Here is a 21,391-nt window from a genome sequence, read left to right as displayed (position 1 = left end):
AGCGAACCCACCTATTAAGACGGCTTGGCCGCTTTTTCTGCTGCCTCTAAGGTATTCATCAGAAGCATGGTGATAGTCATGGGGCCTACGCCACCTGGCACAGGTGTGATCCAACCAGCAACATATTGAACAGCATCAAAATCAACGTCGCCACAGAGTTTCCCATCGGGCATGCGATTAATGCCCACGTCAATGACTACGGCACCATTTTTGACCATATCACCGGTAATCATTTTCGGCTTGCCAGTCGCCACTACCAAAATATCAGCATCTTTAGTGTGATGCGCCAAGTCACGGGTCTTGCTATTGCAAATAGTGACTGTTGCACCTGCCTGTAGCAAGAGCATAGCCATCGGTTTGCCAACAATATTAGAGGCGCCAACGATCACCGCACGTGCACCGCGGATGGGGTATTCAATGCTTTCCAGAATTTTCATACAGCCATAAGGAGTACAGGGCTTGAATTCTGGCTGGCCTACCATGAGGGCGCCAGCATTGGCTACGTGAAAACCATCCACATCTTTTTCTGGTGCGATTGCCTCAAGTACGCGTTCAGCCGCAATGTGCTCAGGAAGCGGTAGTTGGACCAAGATGCCGTGGATGACTGGATCAGCATTGAGAGTAGCAATACGAGCTAGCAATTCCTCTTCGCCTAATTCTACGGAGTAGCGCTCAAGCACAGAGTGGAAACCAACATCTTCGCAGGCTTTTACTTTATTCCTGACATAAACCTGGCTAGCAGGATTTTCGCCAACAACGATGACTGCTAAACCTGGTCTAACGCCCTTGGCGGTAACGATAGCGCCACGTGCAGCAATTTCAGTACGTAATTTTTTTGATAGCGCGATGCCATCGAGTAACTGTGCAGGCATAAAAATTAGTTGGGTTGTGGGTCAGAAAGGGCAAGACGCAGAAGATCTGCAACGGTATTTACGTTGAGCTTTTCCATAATATTAGCGCGATGAGCCTCTACAGTTTTGATTGAGATACTTAGATCATCTGCGATTTGTTTGTTTAAGCGACCGGCTACGATGCGCTCGAGTACTTGGCGTTCACGCCCAGTGAGTTTGCTCAAGAGGCTTTGGGTGACCTTGCGCTGACTTGCTTGGGAGTAATCAATTCGCGCTTTTCCAAGCATGCGATCTACTAAGCCGCAGAGATCGTTTTCTTTGAATGGTTTTTCGATAAAGTCCACCGCACCGCGCTTCATCGTCGAAACTGCCATCGATACATCGCCGTGACCGGTAATAAAGGCAACTGGCATGGGCAGGTTTTCACTAATGAGGCGCTCTTGTAGTTCTAGGCCAGACATACCGGACATGCGGACATCCAGAATAGCGCAAGAGATGGTTGACTTATCAGTGCTTTGAAGTGACTGCAAGAAACGCTCAGCACTTGCATGACAGCGAACAACATAACCATTGCTTTCGAGTAGCCAGGTAAGGGAGTCGCGAACTGCCTCATCATCATCTACAACATAAACTACTTCGGCTTGATTGGGTTTGGTGGCAGCACTGATATTCATATTAGCTCTCGAAGATAAACCTAAAAAATTGCATAAATTAAATACTATCGCTAGAACCCGGGGACTCTAAGGGTAATAGTATTGTAAAGGTGCAGCCCGACAACTTCGTATGTTCGGCATCCATCAGATTGGTTGCCCAAAGACGACCCTGATGGGACTCAATGACGGATCGACAGATATTCAGACCCATGCCCATACCATCGCTTTTGGTGCTAAAAAAGGGCTCAAACATGCGCTCAATCACTGATTTTGCGATTCCGCCGCCCGCGTCCCGCACCTGGATGCGCAACATGGCGGGGAAGGCGCTGGTGTCTAAATCTGCTGAAATCCTTACAGGGGGGGCCGACCAGCGTGAGGAAAGGGGGTAAACCTCTCTCAGACTATCTAATGAGTTTTTCAGGAGATTGACCAAGACCTGCAGAATTAAGACTGGATCTAAGTCGACTTGGGGAAGATTTTCAGCGATTTCAGTGTTGATACTCAAGCGATGGCGATGGGCGTCAATTTCTACCAATCCAACGGCATCATGAATAATTTCAGCAATGTCACAGGACTTCCTTTGAGGTTCACTACGTTTTACAAAGCCCTTAATACGTTGAATGATCGTGCCAGCGCGATGAGCCTGATCAGATGCCTTCTCTAGCGCCGGAAGAATATCTTTTTGCAAGGCAGGATCAAGTTGACCCTGTAAGCGCTTTGCCACACCCATGCAGTAGTTTGAAATTGCAGCCAGCGGTTGATTTAATTCGTGGGCTAAAGAAGAGGCCATTTCGCCCATGGTTGTTAAGCGGCTGGTAAATTGCATCCGCTCTTCTTGTTGTCGAGCCAAGTCATCAGCTTCGACGCGCAGCGTAATATCTGTGGCAATTAATAATTGTGCCAAGTGACCATCTACCCATGGGACATTCCGTCTGCGAACTTCATACCATTTTGAGATTCCCGTTGCCTCATCTAGCAATTGAATTTCTTCTGATGCAGTTTCCTGATATGGTGATTGGGCTGAAATACCCTCGGACGTCTTATCGCTACCAGTTAATTCAAAGTGGCCCTTGGCAGTATTACCAAAGCGTTCACGATAGAAGCGATTTGTAAATAATAGTTCACCGTTCTCATTTGATACTACTGAAACTGCAGCATCAAGCCCTTCTAATACCGCAACAAATCGCTCTTGTGAGGCTGCCAACTCTTCTCGAATTTTCTTAGGTTCGGAGATATCAATTAATGAAGTTACCCAGCCAGTTTGCTGACTCTTTTCGTTTACAAGGGGTGCAATAAATGTGCGCGTCTGAATAACTGATCCATCCCTGTGAAGAATTGAGCCTTCAATCCCAATGGTCCTCTCTTCGCTCATTGCTATTTTGAGGGCCTTATTCATTTTGTCAGTCAGCTCATTTTTCTGACCTTCGGGCCAGAAGGCAAAAGGGGGGCTTTGTCCGATGAGTTCTTCTGCAGACCACCCAGTCATCTCACAAAATGCGGGATTCACATAAGTAATTACTCTATTCATATCGTGCGCACGGATACCTACTGGAGTGGAATTTTCCATTGCACTACGGAAATTAGTTTCTGCTCGAAGATTTGCTTCTGCCTCTTGCCTAACCTGCATCTGTTTGAGAACGGACCATAAGCTCCAAATCACAAACGCACTCAAACCCAGCACCACGCCTATCAACATTCTAAAAGTTAAATTCGTGGCAGGCGGGTAGGTATCGATGCGTAGGCTGAGATTTGGGCTAAGCACTCCAATATCCAAACTTGTTTGATTGCTAAATGCACGCTTTGGTGTATTTTTATCGGACGAGATCGCTAGGACTCTGTCATCGTCTGTAATTAATGTGAAGCGATACTGGCTCTTGAGCTCGCCAGGAATAATTTCAAGCAAGCCTTGTGTGGTGTAAAGAACAGCTACCATGCCATTAATTTCATTACCAGAAATCTGGGGAACTGTTTGCCAAAATACGTTACGGATTTCTCTTGAGATGACTTCATCGCTAGGAACTTCGAGCGTCATGAATTGACTAAAAGCTGGTCGGCTCGTTGCTGTACTGAGCTCAAGTGTTTTTCTTAAACCTTGATTGACAGTCTCAGCGTTAACATCTTTATTAAGCCAGACTGTTCTTAAGTTATTTAGCGGAACTCTCCACTGTCGTTGTCCTGCTTTATCAATCCAAACGATTTGTGCAATTTCATGATTACTTTGTAATAAATTTTCAGCCTGTATGAAGAGGTTTTCTCTTGACTTAACCGACTCACCACTACTTATATATTCACGTCCAAGCGACTGAAGTACATCGGTATTGTTTGCAAAGCGCAATTGGATACGTTGCTTCGCAAAAGAGAGTTCTCTAAAAAGAGCGGCTTCTTGCTGACTTTTTTCTTGTAGTTGTAGGGTGCCCATAATGACACCCATAACAACAGTGAACAGCACAATGGCTATTAATGGCGTATAGACAAGCTTAAACCCCCGTATTCGACGGATCCACTTCACAGGCTGTAGTTGCCTTATTGAAAATACTATTTTTTTCATGTAATCCGCTTATTTTGCCCTATGGATAGGCTTTTCTTGCTTTACTGTACTTTTTTAGCTGATTTGAGTGCGATGCAACAATATCCCACATAGTGAGAAATACTATCATTATGTGGGAAATTGCTTGTTTACACCCATAGACCTTCCTAGAATATTGCCTATAAAGTGAATCAATAAAAACGATGTAACAAATGGAGGCAATTTATGGCAGCGGTTCCAGAACAAATTTTGGGTAGCGCAGGAAAACAAGATGCTGATCCAGGCGAAACCCAAGAGTGGTTACAGGCCCTTGATGGTGTTATTCGGAATGAGGGTCCAGAGCGTGCTGCCTATCTTATTGATCAGCAAATTTCTCATGCCCGAGTGAATGGGGTGAATCAACCCTTTCATGCTGAAACTCCATACATCAACACAATCCCTGTGGAGCAGCAAGCACGTCTACCAGGCGATCAAAATGTTGAGCACCGCATCCGTTCCTACACGCGTTGGAACGCAATGGCTATGGTCTTGCGTGCTAATAAAGATACCAACGTTGGTGGTCATATTTCTTCTTTCCAGTCGGCGGCCACTCTATATGACGTCGGCTTTAACCATTTCTGGCATGCCCCATCTCCAGAGCATGGTGGCGATCTCATATTTGTTCAAGGACATTCTGCCCCCGGTGTGTACGCCCGAGCTTACATGCTCGGTCGCTTGTCTGATGAGCAGCTGAATAACTTCCGTCAAGAAGTGGGTGGCAAAGGCATCTCTAGTTATCCGCACCCTTGGTTGATGCCGGATTTTTGGCAGTTCCCTACAGTGTCGATGGGTCTTGGCCCAATCATGGCTATTTATCAAGCGCGCTTTATGCGCTACATGCAGGATCGAGGATTCATTCAAGCGGAAGGTAGAAAGGTTTGGGCCTTCCTCGGCGATGGTGAAACTGATGAACCGGAATCACTCGGTGCTATTGGTATGGCCGGCCGTGAAAAATTAGATAACCTGATTTTTGTAGTGAACTGCAACCTTCAACGTCTTGATGGGCCTGTACGTGGTAACGGTAAGATTATTCAAGAGCTCGAAGGTGAGTTCCGCGGCGCCGGTTGGAATGTAATCAAGGTGGTTTGGGGCGGTCATTGGGATGCTTTGTTTGCTCGCGATAAAAAAGGTATCTTGATGCAGCGTCTTGGTCAGATTGTCGATGGTGAATACCAGACTATGAAAGCCAAGAGTGGTGCCTACGTGCGCGAAATCGTTTTCAATACACCCGAGCTAAAGGCATTGGTCAGTGACTGGAGTGATGACGAGATTTGGCAACTCAATCGCGGTGGTCATGATCCCCATAAAGTATTTGCAGCATTTCATTCAGCCGTAAATCATAAGGATCAGCCAACCGTTATTTTGGCTCACACCATTAAAGGTTACGGTATGGGTGCCTCGGGTGAGGCAATGAATATTGCCCACCAAGCGAAGAAGATGAATGCAGATGATGTACGTCGTTTCCGCGATCGTTTTGAGATCCCCGTAAAAGATGAGCAACTAGAAGAAATGCCTTTAGTGAAATTTGCGGAAGGAAGCCCAGAGCTTGAGTATATGAAAGCTCGCCGTCAAGAGTTGGGCGGCTATTTGCCACAGCGTCGCATGAAGGCCGAGAGCCTGCCGGTTCCAGCGCTTGAGGTATTCGCACCATTACTAGAGGCAACTACCGATGGCCGTGAGATTTCTACCACGATGGCCTTTGTTCGCATACTCAATACGATTGTGCGCGACAAGGTGTTGGGTAAACGAGTTGTTCCAATTGTTCCGGATGAGTCACGCACCTTTGGCATGGAAGGTATGTTCCGTCAATTAGGTATCTGGAATCAGCTAGGCCAGCTTTACACCCCAGAAGATCATGATCAACTGATGTTCTATAAAGAGGACAAGACTGGTCAGATTTTGCAAGAAGGTATTAATGAAGCGGGTGGTATGTGCGACTGGATCGCTGCTGCCACTTCATACTCAACGCACGGCGTACCGATGCTGCCTTTTTATATCTTCTATTCCATGTTTGGTTTCCAGCGGATTGGTGACCTCTGTTGGGCTGCTGGTGATATGCGTAGCCGTGGATTTTTACTGGGCGGTACTGCCGGTAGAACGACTTTGAATGGTGAAGGCCTTCAGCATGAAGATGGACACAGCCAAGTATGGAGCGCTTCAATTCCAAACTGTATTAGCTACGACCCTTCATTCTCATTTGAAGTAGCTGTAGTAATTCAAGATGGTATGCGCCGTATGCTGGCTGAACAAGAAGATGTGTACTACTACATCACTCTGATGAATGAGAACTACGCTCATCCAGCCATGCCAAAAGGTGCAGAGCAAGACATCATTAAAGGTATGTACAAACTCAAGTCGGTTGGCGATGCTAACGCGAAATTGCATGTACAGCTTTTAGGTTCGGGAACTATTTTCCGTGAAGTTATTGAAGCCGCTGAAATCCTACATAAAGATTGGGGTGTTGCTTCTGATTTGTGGGGCTGCCCAAGCTTTACTGAGTTAGGTCGTAACTGGAATACAGTCCATCGTAATAATCTTCTAAATCCAACTGCAGTACCTGCTTTATCTCATGTAGAGCAGTGCCTCAAAGATACTGTGGGCCCGATCATCGCTGCAACTGACTATGTCCGTTTGTTTGCTGAGCAAATTCGCCCAGCTATCCAGCATATGGGTCGTCGCTTCGAGGTATTGGGAACAGACGGTTTTGGACGTTCCGATACTCGTGAAAAATTACGTGATTTCTTTGAAGTAGATCGTCGCTGGGTCGTTATCACAGCCTTGCGCTCTTTGGTGGATGCTGGCCAGTTGGATCGCCAAAAGTTAGCCGAAGCAATTCAGAAGTACGGCATCGACACCACCAAGCCAAATCCAATGACGGTTTGATAAGAGACAGATACTATGAGCCAACTAATTGATATTAAAGTCCCAGATATTGGGGATTACAAAGATGTGCCCGTCATTGAGGTATTGGTAAAAGCCGGTGATCGTATTGAGAAAGAGCAATCTATTGTTGTTCTGGAGTCGGACAAGGCAACCATGGACGTTCCCTCATCGCACTCCGGTCTTGTGAAAGAGGTCAAGGTTAAGGTGGGTGACTCTATTTCAGAGGGCGCCATTGTTCTGGTGCTTGAGGAGAGTGGCGCAACTGTAGCTCCAGCTGCCACACAAACTGCTGCTCCCGCAGTAGCAAAAACCGAACCTGCTGTGGCACCGGCTCCAAAAGTAGAGCCACCAATTGTGCGTGCACCAGTTCCATCTCCTATTAGTAATACCCCGGTTGAAATGGATCCAACAGCTAGTCACGCAAGTCCTTCAGTCCGTAAATTTGCGCGTGAACTCGGTGTTACGGTTCATCAAGTTAAAGGCTCCGGCCCTAAAGGCAGAGTCACCCAAGAAGACGTGCAGGCTTTTGTAAAGACTGCAATGAGTGGTGGAGCTGGCAGCACATCAACTGCATCTGGCGGAAGCTTGGGCGGCCTCAATCTAATTCCTTGGCCAAAAGTCGATTTTTCTAAATTTGGTGAGACTGAGCGTCAGCCACTCAATCGTATTAAGAAGCTGACCGCCGCTAATCTGGGTCGTAACTGGGTCATGATTCCTGCCGTGACATATCACGAGGATGCGGATATTACTGAGCTCGAGGCATTTAGAGTGCTGACCAACAAAGAGAACGAAAAGCAGGGCCTCAAAATCACCATGCTGGCGTTCATGATGAAAGCTGCTGTAGCTGCGCTCAAAAAATTTCCTGAGTTCAATAGCTCTATTGATGGCGATGACTTGGTGTTGAAGAAGTATTTCAATATCGCTTTTGCCGCTGATACGCCAAATGGTTTAGTGGTGCCAGTGATTCGTGATGCAGATAAAAAAGGTATTTTTGAGCTTGCTCGTGAAACCTCAGAGTTAGCCGCGCTAGCGCGAGACGGAAAACTGAAGCCCGAGCAAATGCAGGGTGCTAGTTTCACTATCTCCTCCTTGGGAGGCATTGGCGGTACCTATTTCTCACCCATCGTGAACGCTCCTGAGGTAGCCATCTTGGGTGTCAGCAAGGCTGCTATGAAGCCAGTGTGGGATGGTAAGCAATTTGTGCCACGCTTAATTTGTCCATTGTCACTCAGTGCCGACCATCGTGTAATTGATGGTGCTTTGGCAACGCGTTTCAACGTCTACATCGCTCAGCTGATGTCCGACTTCCGTCGCGCGGCGCTATAAGGAAAAGATATGGCTAAGCAAATTATTCTCGTGCCGGATATTGGTGATTATTCAGATGTGCCAGTGATTGAAGTGCTCATCAAAGTGGGTGATGTCATCGAAAAGGAGCAGCCACTGCTCGTTCTAGAGTCTGACAAAGCAACGATGGAAATTCCAGCCGATGCAGCTGGAACTGTTTTGAGTATTTCAGTCAAAGCTGGCGATAAGGTTGGTAAAGGTAGTGTCGTAGCGGAGATTGAAGTGGGGGTGGCAACAGCTACACCTCAAGCTTCTGCGCCTGCAGCCTCAGCAGTCTCAACCCCTGCTCCTGTAGCAGCGCCTGTCATCAGTGCTCCTATTGCCGGTCAATACAGCGGCAAAGTAGATCATGAGTGCGAATTGCTCGTCTTAGGTGCAGGTCCAGGCGGCTATAGCGCTGCATTCCGAAGTGCGGACTTGGGTATGAGCACTATTTTGATAGAGCGCTATCCAACTTTAGGCGGTGTTTGCTTAAACGTGGGTTGTATTCCATCGAAAGCCTTACTTCATACAACTGCAGTGATGGATGAAGTGAAAACGATGTCCAAGCATGGCATTAGCTATGGCGCTCCCAAGATTGAAATTGATCAATTACGCGGCTACAAAAATTCAGTTATTGCTAAGTTAACAGGTGGTTTGGCCGGCATGGCAAAAGCCCGTAAGGTTAGTGTAGTGCGTGGATTAGGCCGATTCTTAGATGCAAATCACGTAGAAGTGGAGTTAACAAAGGGTGATGGCCAAGACTTAACAGGGCAAAAAGAAGTGATTCGCTTTCAGAAAGCGATTATTGCAGCGGGAAGTCAGCCAGTAAAATTACCATTTTTGCCAGAAGATTCTCGTATCGTAGATAGCACTGGCGCCTTATTACTCAAGAGTATTCCAAAGCGCATGTTGGTCATCGGTGGCGGCATTATTGGTTTAGAGATGGCTACTGTTTACAGCACCCTAGGCTCCCGTATTGATATTGCTGAAATGATGGATGGCCTCATGGCGGGCGCAGATCGTGATTTAGAAAAGGTCTGGGAGAAGTTTAATGCCGGCCGTTTCGAAAAGATCATGTTGAAAACCCGAGCATCTAAAGCTGAAGTCAAGGCTGACGGTATTTCGGTGAGCTTTGAAGGTGAGGGCGCTCCCTCAGAGTCGCAGACTTACGACTTAGTATTGGTTGCAGTTGGACGCACACCGAATGGCAAGAAGATTGATGCATCGGCTGCAGGTGTTGTTGTAGATGAGCGTGGCTTCGTTCCTGTCGACAATCAAATGCGCACTAATGTGAACAACATCTTTGCGATTGGCGACATCGTTGGCCAACCCATGCTTGCGCACAAAGCAGTACATGAGGGCCACGTTGCCGCTGAAGTCGCTGCGGGTGAAAAGTCCTACTTTGACGCCAAGCAAATTCCATCGGTGGCATACACTGACCCAGAGGTGGCTTGGGCTGGTTTGACCGAAGAGCAGTGTAAAGCTCAAGGGATTGCCTACGAAAAAGGTTTATTTCCATGGGCAGCTAGCGGAAGGGCGATTGCCAATGGTCGTGATGAAGGCTTTACCAAGCTGATTTTTGATGCTACTAGCAAACGTATTATTGGTGGCGGTATCGTTGGTACGCATGCGGGCGATTTAATTGGCGAAGTCTGTCTTGCCATAGAGATGGGTGCTGATGCTGTAGATATTGGCAAAACGATTCATCCACATCCAACCCTAGGTGAATCTGTTGGCTTAGCTGCAGAGACTGCTCTTGGTCACTGCACTGATCTACCACCAGTAAAGAAGAAGACGCATTAAATAATCCTCTTTGTACATCTTTTCAATAAGAGTGATGTAGTCATTACATAGTCATTATTTCTTATTGTTTTTTTTACTCACCGTTTTATTGCCTGATTGCACCTTCGTTTCAACTGCGCTAGCAGCATGGTTCATATTTGTTTGCGCAACTTCTACAGCATGCTTCACTGCCTTCTGGCTAGTTTCAAATACATTAGCAGCAGAAGTGATTGCATGTTTCATAGCATGTACTGCAGCATCTGAGCCCGCTGGCGCAGCCTTAGTCCAGTCTTCTACTAAGGCATTCATTTTTCTCTGGCCCGCTTGAAATTCTTTTTCAGCAGACTTAGTAAAACTTGCTTGAGTCTCATGCGCTAATTCATAAAGATGGCGGCTATAGGCCATAATTTTCTCAGCCATAGGTTGGACTGCTTCCGCCTGATGGGCAAGGAGTTGTTGAATATCTTTGACTTCAAGTGCTTTCTTGGCACTACTCATGCTTTCACTTAGGCTTTGCTTGGCGATATGCATATTAAGCTCAATTAATTTCTCTATGCTCTGTAGTGCTTGATTGGTTAGCCCGCTTAAAGTTTCTAGGTTCGCTTTTTGTGCTGCAGCTATTTGTTCGGGCGTTAATTTCATATCAATACCTTTCTTCATGATTTCATGGCTTTGCTTACTATGAGCTATATCTGCACAATGTCAATTCATTTAGGCTGCATTGAGTAGTATTTAATGTTTATATTGCAGTGCCCCAAGATCTGGACAGAGGCTTAAGAAATAGGCCTAAAATCATAGCTTAATTAAAAATCCCACACTTTCAATAAGTTATCCATGAGATTCAAGCTTGACAGCCTAATTGCCCCCTTATTTGTATTGATTTGGAGTACGGGCTTTGTTATTGCACGCTTAGCCATGCCTTATGTTGAACCCGCCACCTTCCTGTTTTGGCGTTTCTCAGGGGTACTAATGGCTATGGCATGCCTAAGCCTTGTCTGGAGAATCAGCTGGCCAAGTTGGTCTCAATTCAAGCACATAGCGGTTGCTGGCATATTGCTCCAGTTCGGCTATCTATTAGGGGTTTGGTTCGCAGTCCGCCTGGGGATGACTGCAGGTCTGGTAGCAATCATCGTGGGCTTGCAGCCCATTCTGACCGCTTGGTTCGCTGCCTGGGTATCTGAAAAAGTTACGGGACGCCAGTGGATTGGTTTGGGTTTCGGATTTGCTGGGGTAGCTCTGGTTGTAGCTGAAAAAATTGTCTTCACCTACATTCCTCCATTGAGTTACGTATTGGCTTTTGCTGCCTTACTCTCAATTACGTTTGGCACTCTCTATCAAAAGAAATTCTGTCCAGTCTTTGACTTACGGGCAGGCTCATCGATTCAGTTTGGCGTATCCGCCATACTTTGCTTTGTTTGTATGTATTACTTTGAGTCTGCTGTCATGGTCTGGAATGCCCCAGTCATTGGAGCATTGCTGTGGGCGATTTTCCCGCTCTCGATAGGCTCCATCAGCTTGCTCTTTATGATGATTCGTAAGGGGGCTGCAACTAAGGTAACGAGTCTCCTGTATTTAACGCCACCCACCACTGCGGCGATGGCATGGTTCTTATTCGGCGAACCCTTTACCTTTATGATGGCAGGTGGTTTATTGCTCACGATGACTGGAGTTGTTCTAGTTAATCGAGGTCAAACAGGCGCTGTTGCTACGATTGCAGAATAAGCTACCTCTAATGGTAAAAAAACTGCAGCCGAGAAGTAAAAGTTATTTATCATTCCGTATGTTAAAAGTTTTGGAAGGCAATTTGGGATGTGTTTGAATCGTTTTTGGCCCCTTGTCCACATCTGCCTTATCTCGTTTGGAGTTGCTAGCTCCTCTCTGGTAATCGCTGCTAACTCAGATTCCCAAACTGCAAAGTCCACCAAATCAGCAGCAAAGGCACCTGCAAAATCAGAGTCTAAAAAGCTAGTTAAATCATCTAAAAAACCAAAAACAGTGAGGACTACTGTTACTCGTTCAGTCGAGTCTGTTATCCCAGCAAGACCTTCATTTGCAACGGCGCTGGGTTTACGAGGTCAAAACGACGATTTGAGCTTGAAGTCCAGCGTGGCCATGGTCGTTAATCAAGATACTAAGGAAGTGTATTTTGAAAAGAACTCCTCGGTCAGTTTGCCGATCGCTTCCATTACTAAGCTGATGACTGCAATGGTTGTACTTGACTCCAAATTGCCTCTAGATGAAACCATTGTCATCAATGCCGATGACGTCAATATATATCGCACGTCCCGTCTTGCTGGGGGAACGGTATTGACGAGAGAGGAGGCGCTCTTGTTAGCGCTAATGTCCTCTGAGAATCGCGCAGCCTACACGCTTGGACGAAACTACCCAGGTGGCATTTCTGCATTTATTGATGCCATGAACCGGAAAGCAAAAGAGATCGGGATGACACATTCTCATTTTGCTGATCCTACTGGCCTTTTAAGTGAAAACGTTGCTTCCGCAGAAGACCTGGCACGTATGTTGAGTGTTGCTTATCAATACAAAATGATTCGTGAGTTTTCTACCTGGCCAGATTTGACGATGATGATTGGCAAGCGACCACAGAAGTTTCTCAATACCAATCGCTTGGTACGTGCAGGTGATATGAATATCGGCTTGCAAAAAACAGGATTTATTAACGCAGCAGGCAAGTGCTTAGTGATGCAGGCCCGTGTGAACAACACACCATTGCTACTGGTTTTCTTGGATTCTGTTGGAACGCAATCGCGTTTTGCCGATGCTGTGAGAGTGCGCGATTGGTATGAACGTATGCCAATGGGTGAACCTCAGGCAATTCGTCGCTTGATGTAGGAATTGCATTCCTAAGCAGGCTTGAGTTTTAAGAATGAGGGTCGCTGATTTTGGGTTTGTAACCCATCCCCTTAGAAATTTGCAGTGCAGTATCTTGCAGAAGCTTGAGCCACTCCGTCTGAATACGATCGGTAGGTGAGCTTAATGAGAGTCCTGCAACCAACTTACCACTGTCATCATAAATTTCGGCTGCTACGCAACTGACACCCAACTCTAGCTCCTCATTGTCACTCGCATGGCCTAACTTGCGAACTTGATTGAGTTCTGAATCTAATTTTCCCAATTCGGTAATGCTGTTTTTGGTGTGGCCAGCTAAACCGGTGCGTGTGACATAAGCACGAACTTGGCTTGGATCATCGCTTGCCAGAAATAGTTTGCCAACTGATGTTAGGTGTAGCGGTGCGCGACCACCAATAGCCCGAACCACTTGCATGCCAGATCGTTCGCTATAGGCGCGGTCAATATAGACAATCTCATCACCTTGGCGAACAGAAAGGTTGATAGTTTCTCCGGTAAGCTTGTGCAATGCCCGCATGGGCGCTTGTGCTGCCTCACGGACCGATAAACGGGCTTTGACGAGGTTGCCCAGCTCAAGTAGCTTCAGACCAAGGCGGTATGTACCACCATCGCCACGCTCCACCAAGCGGCAGGCTACCAAGTCATTGAGAATGCGGTGAGCTGTGGAGGGGTGTAAATCAGTCTCTTCTGCAAGGTTTTTAAGGCTACTGGACTCTTCGTGGGATGCAAGGGCATCGAGCAGGTTCATCATGCGTTCCACCACCTGAATCGCTGTTTTGCCAGCTTCGCCTGGTGATTTTGTAACTTTTTCTGATCTATTCAATGCCATGCTGTCAATTGTAGCGATTTTTACTCAAATTGCACAATATGAAATACCATCGCAATTCTAAAAAAGTGTTTTTTGGGGCCTAATGGCCCTTTAGGGCAGCAGCGCACTCAGAGATTAATTTAGGCCCACGATAGATCAAGCCACTATAAATTTGAACTAGGCTGGCACCAGCAGCAAGCTTTTCTTTGGCATCCTTACCAGTCATAATGCCGCCAACGCCAACAATCGGAATGGCATCGCCTAAATACTCTTTTAGGCTTCTGACTACTTCGGTAGAGACCTGACGCACAGGCGCCCCAGAGAGGCCACCAGCTTCTTTGCCGAATTCAAGCTCTTGGACAGCATCTCGGGCAATCGTTGTATTGGTAGCAATGATGGCATCAATCTTAAATTCCACCAAGAGATCAGCAATGAGTTTGATATCGTTTTGCTCAAGGTCTGGTGCGATTTTTAAAAAGAGGGGTTTACGTACACCGAATCGATCACTCAAAGCTTCACGCGCAATATGCAGCGATTGCAATAAAGAGCGCAGCATATCTTCACCTTGGAGAGCGCGTAAATTCTGGGTATTAGGCGATGAGATATTGACAGTGATGTACGAGGCCACCTCATAGACTGCTTCCATGGCCGTTACGTAATCGCTTGCAGCATCTTCGATGGGGGTGCTCGCATTCTTGCCGATATTGAGACCAACAATACCGCCATTCTGCCAATAAGCGGAATTGCGTACACGCTTTACGCAAGTATCAACACCATCATTATTAAAGCCCATGCGATTAATGAGAGCCTGGGCTTGTGGCAAACGAAACATCCGAGGTTTTGGGTTGCCGGGTTGCGGTTTTGGGGTAACAGTACCAATTTCTAAAAAGCCAAAGCCTAGGGTCCCCAGCGCATCAATATGCCTACCATCTTTATCGAGGCCAGCAGCAAGCCCCACTGGATTTGGAAAAGTAATGCCGCACAATGTTCGTGGATCTAGGGCGGGTTGATCGATCAAGTGGCGCAATAAACCCCAGCGCTCAGCACGATCTAGATTGCTCATGGTGAGGTTGTGGGCTTGCTCTGGATCTAAAGAAAAAAGCCAGGAACGCAGAAGAGGGTAGCTATCAATCATGAATGGATATTATGGCCCAATGATGGGCTGCCAGTGATCGTCGATCAAGCCCTCGATAGGCTGAAACTTCGCCTTATAGGACATTTTTTCGCTTTGCTCAATGTAGTAACCAAGGTAGAGATAAGGAAGGTCTAACTCCAGAGCCTGCTGAATTTGCCACAAGATGCTGAAGCTTCCGTAGCTTGCAGAGCCATTGCTGGTATCAAAGAAGGTATAAACCGAAGAGATTCCTTGATCTAAGATATCGATCATACTGACCATGCGCAGACGCCCTGGGTGTGAATCATGTGGGCCATCCCGAAACTCAACAATTCTGGAGTTAACACGGCTTTGCAATAAAAACTGCATGTACTGATCTTGATCGTCTTGATCTACATCCCCACCAGCATGACGTTCATGTTGATAACGTTGATAGAGTTGATAGTGTTCTTCTTGATAGCCTAGATTGAGAACGAGAATATCCAGTCCCACATGTTTTTTCCAGCTGCGTTTTTGACTACGGTTAGGTGAGAAATGCTTCACTGGAATGCGCGTGGCAGTACAGGCATTGCATTCATCGCAATAAGGTCGATAAGTGTATAAACCACTGCGACGAAATCCCGCATTGACTAGCTCACCATACAAATCAGCGTGTATTAAATGGGAGGGAGTTGCGACTTGCGAGCGTGCAGTCTTTCCTGGTAGATAGCTACAGGGATAGGGTGCAGTTGCATAAAACTGCAATTCAGTAAGAGGAAGCTCTTTTAGTTGAGTCATAACCAGTGACCAAGAATCTGTTTATCAAATTTCCAAGGAATCTCTATATTAGTTTGATTTAAAGCAACTTGCAGATGCGCTAAAAATTCATTGCGAGAAATTGGTGCAGCCCCTAAAGAATTAAGGTGAGCGGTCTCTTGCTGACAATCGATCATCCCCACTTGATTTTGCTCGCACCAGGCAGCAAGAGCAGCTAAAGCAATTTTTGAGGCATCCGTTTGATGGCTAAACATCGATTCACCAAAAACCATCCCGCCAAATGAGACGCAATAGAGACCGCCTACCAAGCGACCATCTTCCATGATGGCAATACTATGAGCATGACCCTCTTCATGAAGCTTGGTGTAAGCATCCATGATTTCATGGGTAATCCAAGTGCCATCCTGATCCTTGCGGTTCGCAGTTGCACAGGAGCGGACCACAGCACTAAAGTCTTCATCAACCCAGATTTCTTTACGAGGGTCAGATAAAAAATGACGAATGGATTTTTTCAACGAGTCATGGCATTTAAAGTGATCGGGCTTTAATACCATCCGGGGATTGGGTGACCACCACAACACTGGTTGATTATCGGAGTACCAGGGAAAGATTCCCATTTGATATGCGCGAGCTAACTGTCCTGGATATATTCGCTCACTGACTGCAATTAAACCGGGAACGCTCGGGTCGGGATCTGGATGATGAATTGGATTGGGAAATTCATCCTGAGAACCCAGCCAGTTGATGTTGCTCATGAGTTTGTGACGCTTAGATTTTTTCGGTTGGCAGAATGTCCCTGCTGCGAACACTAAATTCATTACCAGAATCAAATACTCCAGCAGCACGATCAGCAAAGAACCATTCTAGAGTTTGCTTTACCGTTGGAAAGGCAATGTCATCCCATGGGATATCCTGCTCATCAAATAGAGCAACTTCTAGACTCTCTTCACCTGCCTGAAAGTTTGGCGAATTCATCGAAGCTAGATAAAAAAGATGTACTTGTTCGGCATGCGGGACATTGAGAAGAGAGTAGAGCGGGCCCATCTGAACAACAGCGCCAGCCTCTTCATGTGTTTCACGTGCTGCCCCAGTACTGGTGCTTTCACCAAGCTCCATGAATCCAGCAGGCAGAGTCCAATAACCATGGCGAGGTTCTATGGCGCGACGGCACAGTAAAACTTGCTTGCCAAAGACCGGAATGCTGCCAACTACATTACGTGGATTGAAATAATGGATACTTCCACAAGAGTCACAGACATGGCGCTCCCGCGAATCATCCGCAGGAATCTTGATGCTGATAGGCGCTGCACAGTGCGAGCAAAACTTCATGCGGACTTTCTAAAAATGGGCGGGAATGTGACCGCGTATGGCATTACTAAGCATAATCTCTTTTGCATTCTGAATATCATCAATAGTCAGGCTGACTTCATGGGCATTCCACTGGGGATCGTTCAATATGATGGATCTCATAACCCCTGGTAACAGACCTGCAGATAGGGGGGGTGTAAGCCACCGATCTCCAGATTTTACAAAAACACTGCTTCTTCCACCCTCGGTGACATAACCTTGCTCATTTGTAAATAGAGCATCAAAGCCACTAAGGCTTTCTGCCAATCTCCAGGCTTGGTCATAGACCTTGCGAATGTTTACCTTATGCCTTAATAAAATATTGCCAGAGTGAAAGGTCGCCATGCTTGAGTCGGGCAGAATATCTTTTGCCCAAAATATTTTTACTGAACCTTCTAATGGTTTGATGGGGGCTATTTGATAACTTGCCATGCCAAGATGATCGAGATCCAAGCGTAATCGATACTCGCTATCAATTGAGCAGTTTGCACACCCATGCTCAATTATTTGCATCATGTCCGGCATAGAGCAAGGAATACCAAACGCTAAAGCAGAATTAGCCAAGCGCGCTAGATGAGCTTGTACATGCTGAGCCTGACCTTGGCGGACCAAGATAGTTTCAAACAAGCCCAATTGACTGGGTAACTTGCTCAAGAACGCAGCTTTAATTTGGCACTCTTCCCACTCCTGCTCGGGCTCAGAGTCAATCGTGATACCAGCACCTATACCCAAGGAAAAGGGCGAAGCATGTGTTTTTGGATCATGACTCACTTCAAGGGTGCGGATAGGAACGCTAAACGCAAAGTCACCACCAGGATCAATCCAACCCAGAGCGCCACAATAGTAGCCTCGATTTTGCGGCTCTAATTCTTGAATGATTTCCATACTGCGCTTCTTGGGAGCGCCCGTTACCGATCCACAAGGAAATACTGCATTAAGTACATCACGTAATTGCATTTCAGGCTTGATCTCAGCTTGAACTGTCGATGTCATTTGCAGTACATCGCCGTACTGAGTAACCTCAAAGAGCTTGGGTACGGTGACCGTTCCTAGTAAGGCAAGTCGACTCAGATCATTGCGCAATAAATCGACGATCATGACATTTTCGGCTTGATTCTTTGCATCTGCGGATAAATGCTCGGCTGAGTCATTCAATGCGCTAGCAGTACCTTTCATCGGCATGGCTTTCAAAGTATTACCTTGCTTCTGAATAAATAATTCGGGCGATTGGGACAAAATAAAGTGTGAGTCTTGCGCAATAAATGCGCCAAATCTTCCCGGCTGACGCTCCCTTAATCGTGCATACAGTGAGAGTGGGTCACCATAGACTTCACCTGTAATCCGAAACGTGTGATTAATTTGATAAGTATCGCCATTGCGAATGTACTCTTGAATAGCCTGAATATCAGAGGTGAACTTCTCTTGATCAAGAGAAAATTGAAGATTGGCAACACCTGCAACTTGAGATTCAGGCTCTAGGGTTGCTATCTTTTTTTCAATGTAAGTATCGACATCCGCTTTGCTAAATCTTTCATAGGACTTAAAAGACCATGCCTGTATTAATGGGTGCTCATTACTTTCACGCTGAGTTAGTCCGTCAATATTGTGTATGTATAGACCTAGCTCATATGCAAACGCAGCGACAACGTATTCTCCCTGCGCCAATGCTGTATTGATATCTTGCAGGCATTGATCTACAGCTGCAATTGTCTGTGCATGGTTGGACTGAGGATAGATGGTCCAAAGCTGGAGCGCATACTCATACAGGCGACTGCTCAGCTTTGCTGTGGTGCTTTGGGCATCATCAAGCAATATCATGCTATTGGTCGTCAGTGCTCAAATAAGCTAGTAGTAATTACTTTAAAACAGTAGCTGATTCAATCGTGACAGTCTTGCTAGGCACGTCTGACATACGGCCCATCTTTGGTGATGATGCCACCATGGTTGGGATTTTACGAATAGCGTCGATGGTTTGCGTGCCAGAAACGACTATGCCGAAAACGGTATAGCCATTGCCCATCGCATTTGGATAATTCAGACCCTCATTGTCTTTCACATTAATAAAGAACTGGGCTGTTGCTGAATCGGGGTCAGAGGTACGCGCCATAGCGATGGTGTAAGTTTGATTCCTGAGGCCATTTTGAGCTTCTGAAACTACAGGCGTATTAGTTGGTTTTTGTGTCAAGTCCGAAGTAAACCCACCCCCCTGAATCATGAAGCCATCTATCACACGGTGAAAAATCGTACCGTTATAAAAACCACTGTTTACATAGTTCAAAAAGTTGGCAGAAGTTTTTGGTGCCTTTACTGAATCAAGCTCAACAACAAAATTACCCATGTTGGTTTTAAATTCCACTCTAGGGCCAGCAAAGCTTGCGGCACTAGCAATGAGGCTGGAAACTAAAAATAGGGAAGCAATGATTTTGCGCATACTGAGTATCCTTAAGAATCGAGTGAAAAATATAGTTGATTAGATTGTATTGCTCAAAGCCCAAAGGGAACTTGACCGGCATAGTGATAAGTAGCTTCTTCAAACATATTCGGCCTATCTAGATAATCTAAGGCCCAATCGATGGTATCGACACCCCAAAAAGCATGCCCAGCGATAACAAGGGTGGGCACACCAAATGCCCCATCCGCTTTTGCTCTCTCTGTATTGCCAATAAGCTTAGCTTTAACCTCTGGCCTATCTGGTTTTGGAGTATCTGCAGCTAAGCCAAGGTATTGACAAAATTCCGGCCACGATAAATTGGGATCTTTACCTTCCACCCAGACATACTCAAAAGCGCGCTCAACCATATCCCATTGAGCATTTTGCTGAACTAGCAAACGCTGTGCTGCAACGGTAAGAAAAGGGTGGTGCTCTGGAAAGCGAAAAGGGATGCCTAACTTTTCAGCGAGCCATACGCAATATTGATAGGTATGAGGGCGCTTGGCTTCCACTTCCCCAGGTCCGCGATTGTCAGTCCCGCGTAGTAAGCCACCCAATAAGATAGGTAGGGGTTGAATATCGATTCGTTTTTTCAGACGATGGCGTTGCTTGGTATAAAAATAAGAGAATGGAGAAATGATGTCGTAGTAGAGCGTTCCTTTAATCCGTTTTTCATCTACCGGATCTTGGCTCATTTCTGATTCGACTCCTGATCCAACTTGCGCAAGAAGGCCATTTTCTCGGCAATCTGACTCTCTAAGCCCCGATCAACTGGCTGGTACCAATGAGGCTCTGCCATGCCATCGGGCAAGTAAGTTTCTCCAGCGGCATAGGCATGGGGCTCATCATGTGCATAACGGTATTCTTTGCCGTGACCTAGCTCTTTCATGAGTTTAGTTGGGGCATTGCGCAAATGGTTGGGAACAGGTTTGCTTTGATCGGCAGCAACATAAGCTCTTGCCGCGTTGTAAGCGTTATAACTTGCATTACTCTTAGCAGCGATAGCTAGGTAGACGACGGCTTGACCTAGTGCTAATTCACCTTCAGGCGAGCCAAGTCGCTCAAAAGTTTGAGCTGCATCATTGGCTAGTTGCATTGCTCTGGGATCGGCAAGCCCAATATCTTCCCAAGCCATGCGGATAATTCTGCGTGCAAGATACCGGGGGTCGGCACCGCCATCTATCATGCGACAAAACCAATACAGCGCAGCATCAGGATTAGAGCCACGCACCGATTTATGTAGAGCAGATATTTGATCATAAAATTGGTCTCCGCCTTTATCAAAGCGACGTGCCTGAGCTGCTAATGCATTTTCAATAAATTGCTGATCTACTTTGCGAATCTGAGAGTTTGGTATTGAGACAGCATTGCGCACTTGCTCCACTAAATTTAATAATCGCCTAGCATCACCATCTGCATGTGAAATTAAGCTATCGATTGCATCTGCCTCAAAAGGAATATCTGGCATTGCATATTGATACGCACGATCAAATAACTGCTTGAGCTCCACAGCGTTTAATGATTTCAGGACATAGACCTGTGCGCGTGAGAGCAGGGCTGAGTTCACCTCAAATGAAGGGTTTTCAGTTGTAGCGCCAATGAAGTTGAATAGGCCAGACTCAACATGTGGCAACAAGGCATCTTGTTGACTTTTGTTAAATCGATGAATCTCATCTACAAACAAAATAGTTTGTCTGCCATATTGAGACATGCTCTGCTGTGCTTGCTCGATAGCCTCGCGAATTTCTTTTACCCCGGCAAGCACAGCTGAAATGGCGATAAATTCTCGATCAAAGGCTTTTGCTGACAGTCTTGCCAGGGTCGTCTTGCCAACTCCCGGCGGACCCCAGAGAATCATCGAATGCGGCTTACCAGAACCAAAAGCGAGACTAAGTGGTTTACCGCTTGCTAAAAGATGCGTCTGTCCGATTACTTCTTCTATAGATTTTGGGCGCAAGACTTCCGCTAATGGTGGCGGAGGTGCTTGATCAAATAGATTGCCCATC

At 46.3% G+C, this 21,391-nt stretch carries 18 protein-coding genes; 5 read left to right on the top strand and 13 right to left on the bottom strand.

Translation table 11 applies throughout. From position 1 onward, the window contains the following. Window positions 1-14 precede the first annotated feature (14 nt). From folD to FD977_RS06000, 3 genes are read right to left on the bottom strand one after another with little or no spacing between them, the layout of a single operon-like run. Entirely contained in the window at window positions 15-872 is an 858-nt protein-coding gene (gene folD, locus FD977_RS06010) for a bifunctional methylenetetrahydrofolate dehydrogenase/methenyltetrahydrofolate cyclohydrolase FolD (protein WP_215304204.1), read from the bottom strand. Window positions 873-877: 5 nt separating this feature from the next. Then, window positions 878-1,525 (bottom strand): response regulator transcription factor, encoded by a 648-nt coding sequence (locus tag FD977_RS06005; protein WP_215304203.1) that lies wholly within the window; start codon window positions 1,523-1,525, stop codon window positions 878-880. Between the two features lie 37 nt (window positions 1,526-1,562). Then, window positions 1,563-4,052: a PAS domain-containing sensor histidine kinase gene (locus FD977_RS06000; RefSeq protein WP_215304202.1), complete on the bottom strand. Its 2,490-nt coding sequence runs from the start codon at window positions 4,050-4,052 to the stop codon at window positions 1,563-1,565. Window positions 4,053-4,256: 204 nt separating this feature from the next. Between FD977_RS06000 and aceE the strand changes: the two genes are divergently transcribed. From aceE to lpdA, 3 genes are read left to right on the top strand one after another with little or no spacing between them, the layout of a single operon-like run. Then, window positions 4,257-6,953: a pyruvate dehydrogenase (acetyl-transferring), homodimeric type gene (gene aceE, locus FD977_RS05995; RefSeq protein ID WP_215304201.1), complete on the top strand. Its 2,697-nt coding sequence runs from the start codon at window positions 4,257-4,259 to the stop codon at window positions 6,951-6,953. 15 nt (window positions 6,954-6,968) lie between these two features. Continuing rightward, window positions 6,969-8,279: a dihydrolipoyllysine-residue acetyltransferase gene (aceF, locus tag FD977_RS05990; RefSeq protein ID WP_215304200.1), complete on the top strand. Its 1,311-nt coding sequence runs from the start codon at window positions 6,969-6,971 to the stop codon at window positions 8,277-8,279. 9 nt (window positions 8,280-8,288) lie between these two features. After that, complete coding sequence (gene lpdA, locus FD977_RS05985) at window positions 8,289-10,082, top strand: dihydrolipoyl dehydrogenase (RefSeq protein ID WP_215304199.1); 1,794 nt, start codon at window positions 8,289-8,291, stop codon at window positions 10,080-10,082. Window positions 10,083-10,136: 54 nt separating this feature from the next. On the opposite strand, the gene FD977_RS05980 is transcribed toward lpdA, so the two are convergent. After that, window positions 10,137-10,703, bottom strand: a complete 567-nt coding sequence (locus tag FD977_RS05980) for a phasin family protein (protein WP_371743125.1) — start codon at window positions 10,701-10,703, stop codon at window positions 10,137-10,139. A gap of 192 nt (window positions 10,704-10,895) precedes the next feature. Between FD977_RS05980 and FD977_RS05975 the strand changes: the two genes are divergently transcribed. Together FD977_RS05975 and FD977_RS05970 are read left to right on the top strand one after the other, a co-directional pair. Continuing rightward, window positions 10,896-11,783, top strand: a complete 888-nt coding sequence (locus tag FD977_RS05975; RefSeq protein ID WP_215304198.1) for a DMT family transporter — start codon at window positions 10,896-10,898, stop codon at window positions 11,781-11,783. Window positions 11,784-11,870: 87 nt separating this feature from the next. Next, the gene (locus FD977_RS05970) at window positions 11,871-12,911 is read left to right on the top strand and encodes a serine hydrolase (RefSeq protein WP_215304197.1); all 1,041 of its coding nucleotides are present in this window, start codon (window positions 11,871-11,873) and stop codon (window positions 12,909-12,911) included. 28 nt (window positions 12,912-12,939) lie between these two features. Here the strand turns inward: FD977_RS05970 and FD977_RS05965 are convergent, their stop codons facing one another. The 9 genes from FD977_RS05965 to FD977_RS05925 form a co-directional block, all read right to left on the bottom strand. Next, on the bottom strand, window positions 12,940-13,758 hold the full coding sequence (locus FD977_RS05965) for an IclR family transcriptional regulator (RefSeq protein ID WP_215304196.1): 819 nt from the start codon (window positions 13,756-13,758) through the stop codon (window positions 12,940-12,942). Window positions 13,759-13,837: 79 nt separating this feature from the next. Beyond that, window positions 13,838-14,872 carry a quinone-dependent dihydroorotate dehydrogenase gene (locus FD977_RS05960; RefSeq protein ID WP_215304195.1) on the bottom strand — a complete coding sequence of 345 codons (1,035 nt, stop codon included), beginning with the start codon at window positions 14,870-14,872 and terminating at the stop codon, window positions 13,838-13,840. A gap of 9 nt (window positions 14,873-14,881) precedes the next feature. Then, window positions 14,882-15,628, bottom strand: a complete 747-nt coding sequence (locus FD977_RS05955; protein ID WP_215304194.1) for an arginyltransferase — start codon at window positions 15,626-15,628, stop codon at window positions 14,882-14,884. Beyond that, window positions 15,625-16,362 (bottom strand): leucyl/phenylalanyl-tRNA--protein transferase, encoded by a 738-nt coding sequence (aat, locus tag FD977_RS05950; protein WP_215304193.1) that lies wholly within the window; start codon window positions 16,360-16,362, stop codon window positions 15,625-15,627. Before aat ends, FD977_RS05955 begins: the two co-directional genes overlap by 4 nt. 13 nt (window positions 16,363-16,375) lie before the next feature. Beyond that, window positions 16,376-16,936 (bottom strand): NUDIX hydrolase, encoded by a 561-nt coding sequence (locus FD977_RS05945; protein WP_215304192.1) that lies wholly within the window; start codon window positions 16,934-16,936, stop codon window positions 16,376-16,378. A gap of 9 nt (window positions 16,937-16,945) precedes the next feature. Further along, window positions 16,946-18,772 (bottom strand): bifunctional chorismate-binding protein/class IV aminotransferase, encoded by a 1,827-nt coding sequence (locus FD977_RS05940; protein WP_215304191.1) that lies wholly within the window; start codon window positions 18,770-18,772, stop codon window positions 16,946-16,948. A 37-nt stretch (window positions 18,773-18,809) separates the two neighbouring features. Then, window positions 18,810-19,385 carry a peptidylprolyl isomerase gene (locus FD977_RS05935; RefSeq protein ID WP_215304190.1) on the bottom strand — a complete coding sequence of 192 codons (576 nt, stop codon included), beginning with the start codon at window positions 19,383-19,385 and terminating at the stop codon, window positions 18,810-18,812. Between the two features lie 53 nt (window positions 19,386-19,438). Next, window positions 19,439-20,080: a 2-hydroxychromene-2-carboxylate isomerase gene (locus FD977_RS05930; protein WP_215304189.1), complete on the bottom strand. Its 642-nt coding sequence runs from the start codon at window positions 20,078-20,080 to the stop codon at window positions 19,439-19,441. Then, entirely contained in the window at window positions 20,077-21,390 is a 1,314-nt protein-coding gene (locus FD977_RS05925; RefSeq protein ID WP_215304188.1) for a replication-associated recombination protein A, read from the bottom strand. Before FD977_RS05925 ends, FD977_RS05930 begins: the two co-directional genes overlap by 4 nt. Window position 21,391: the final 1 nt, after the last annotated feature.

This window comes from Polynucleobacter sp. AP-Elch-400A-B2 (genome assembly GCF_018688355.1).
Taxonomy (GTDB): domain Bacteria; phylum Pseudomonadota; class Gammaproteobacteria; order Burkholderiales; family Burkholderiaceae; genus Polynucleobacter.
This window is presented reverse-complemented; position numbering and strand designations above follow the sequence as displayed.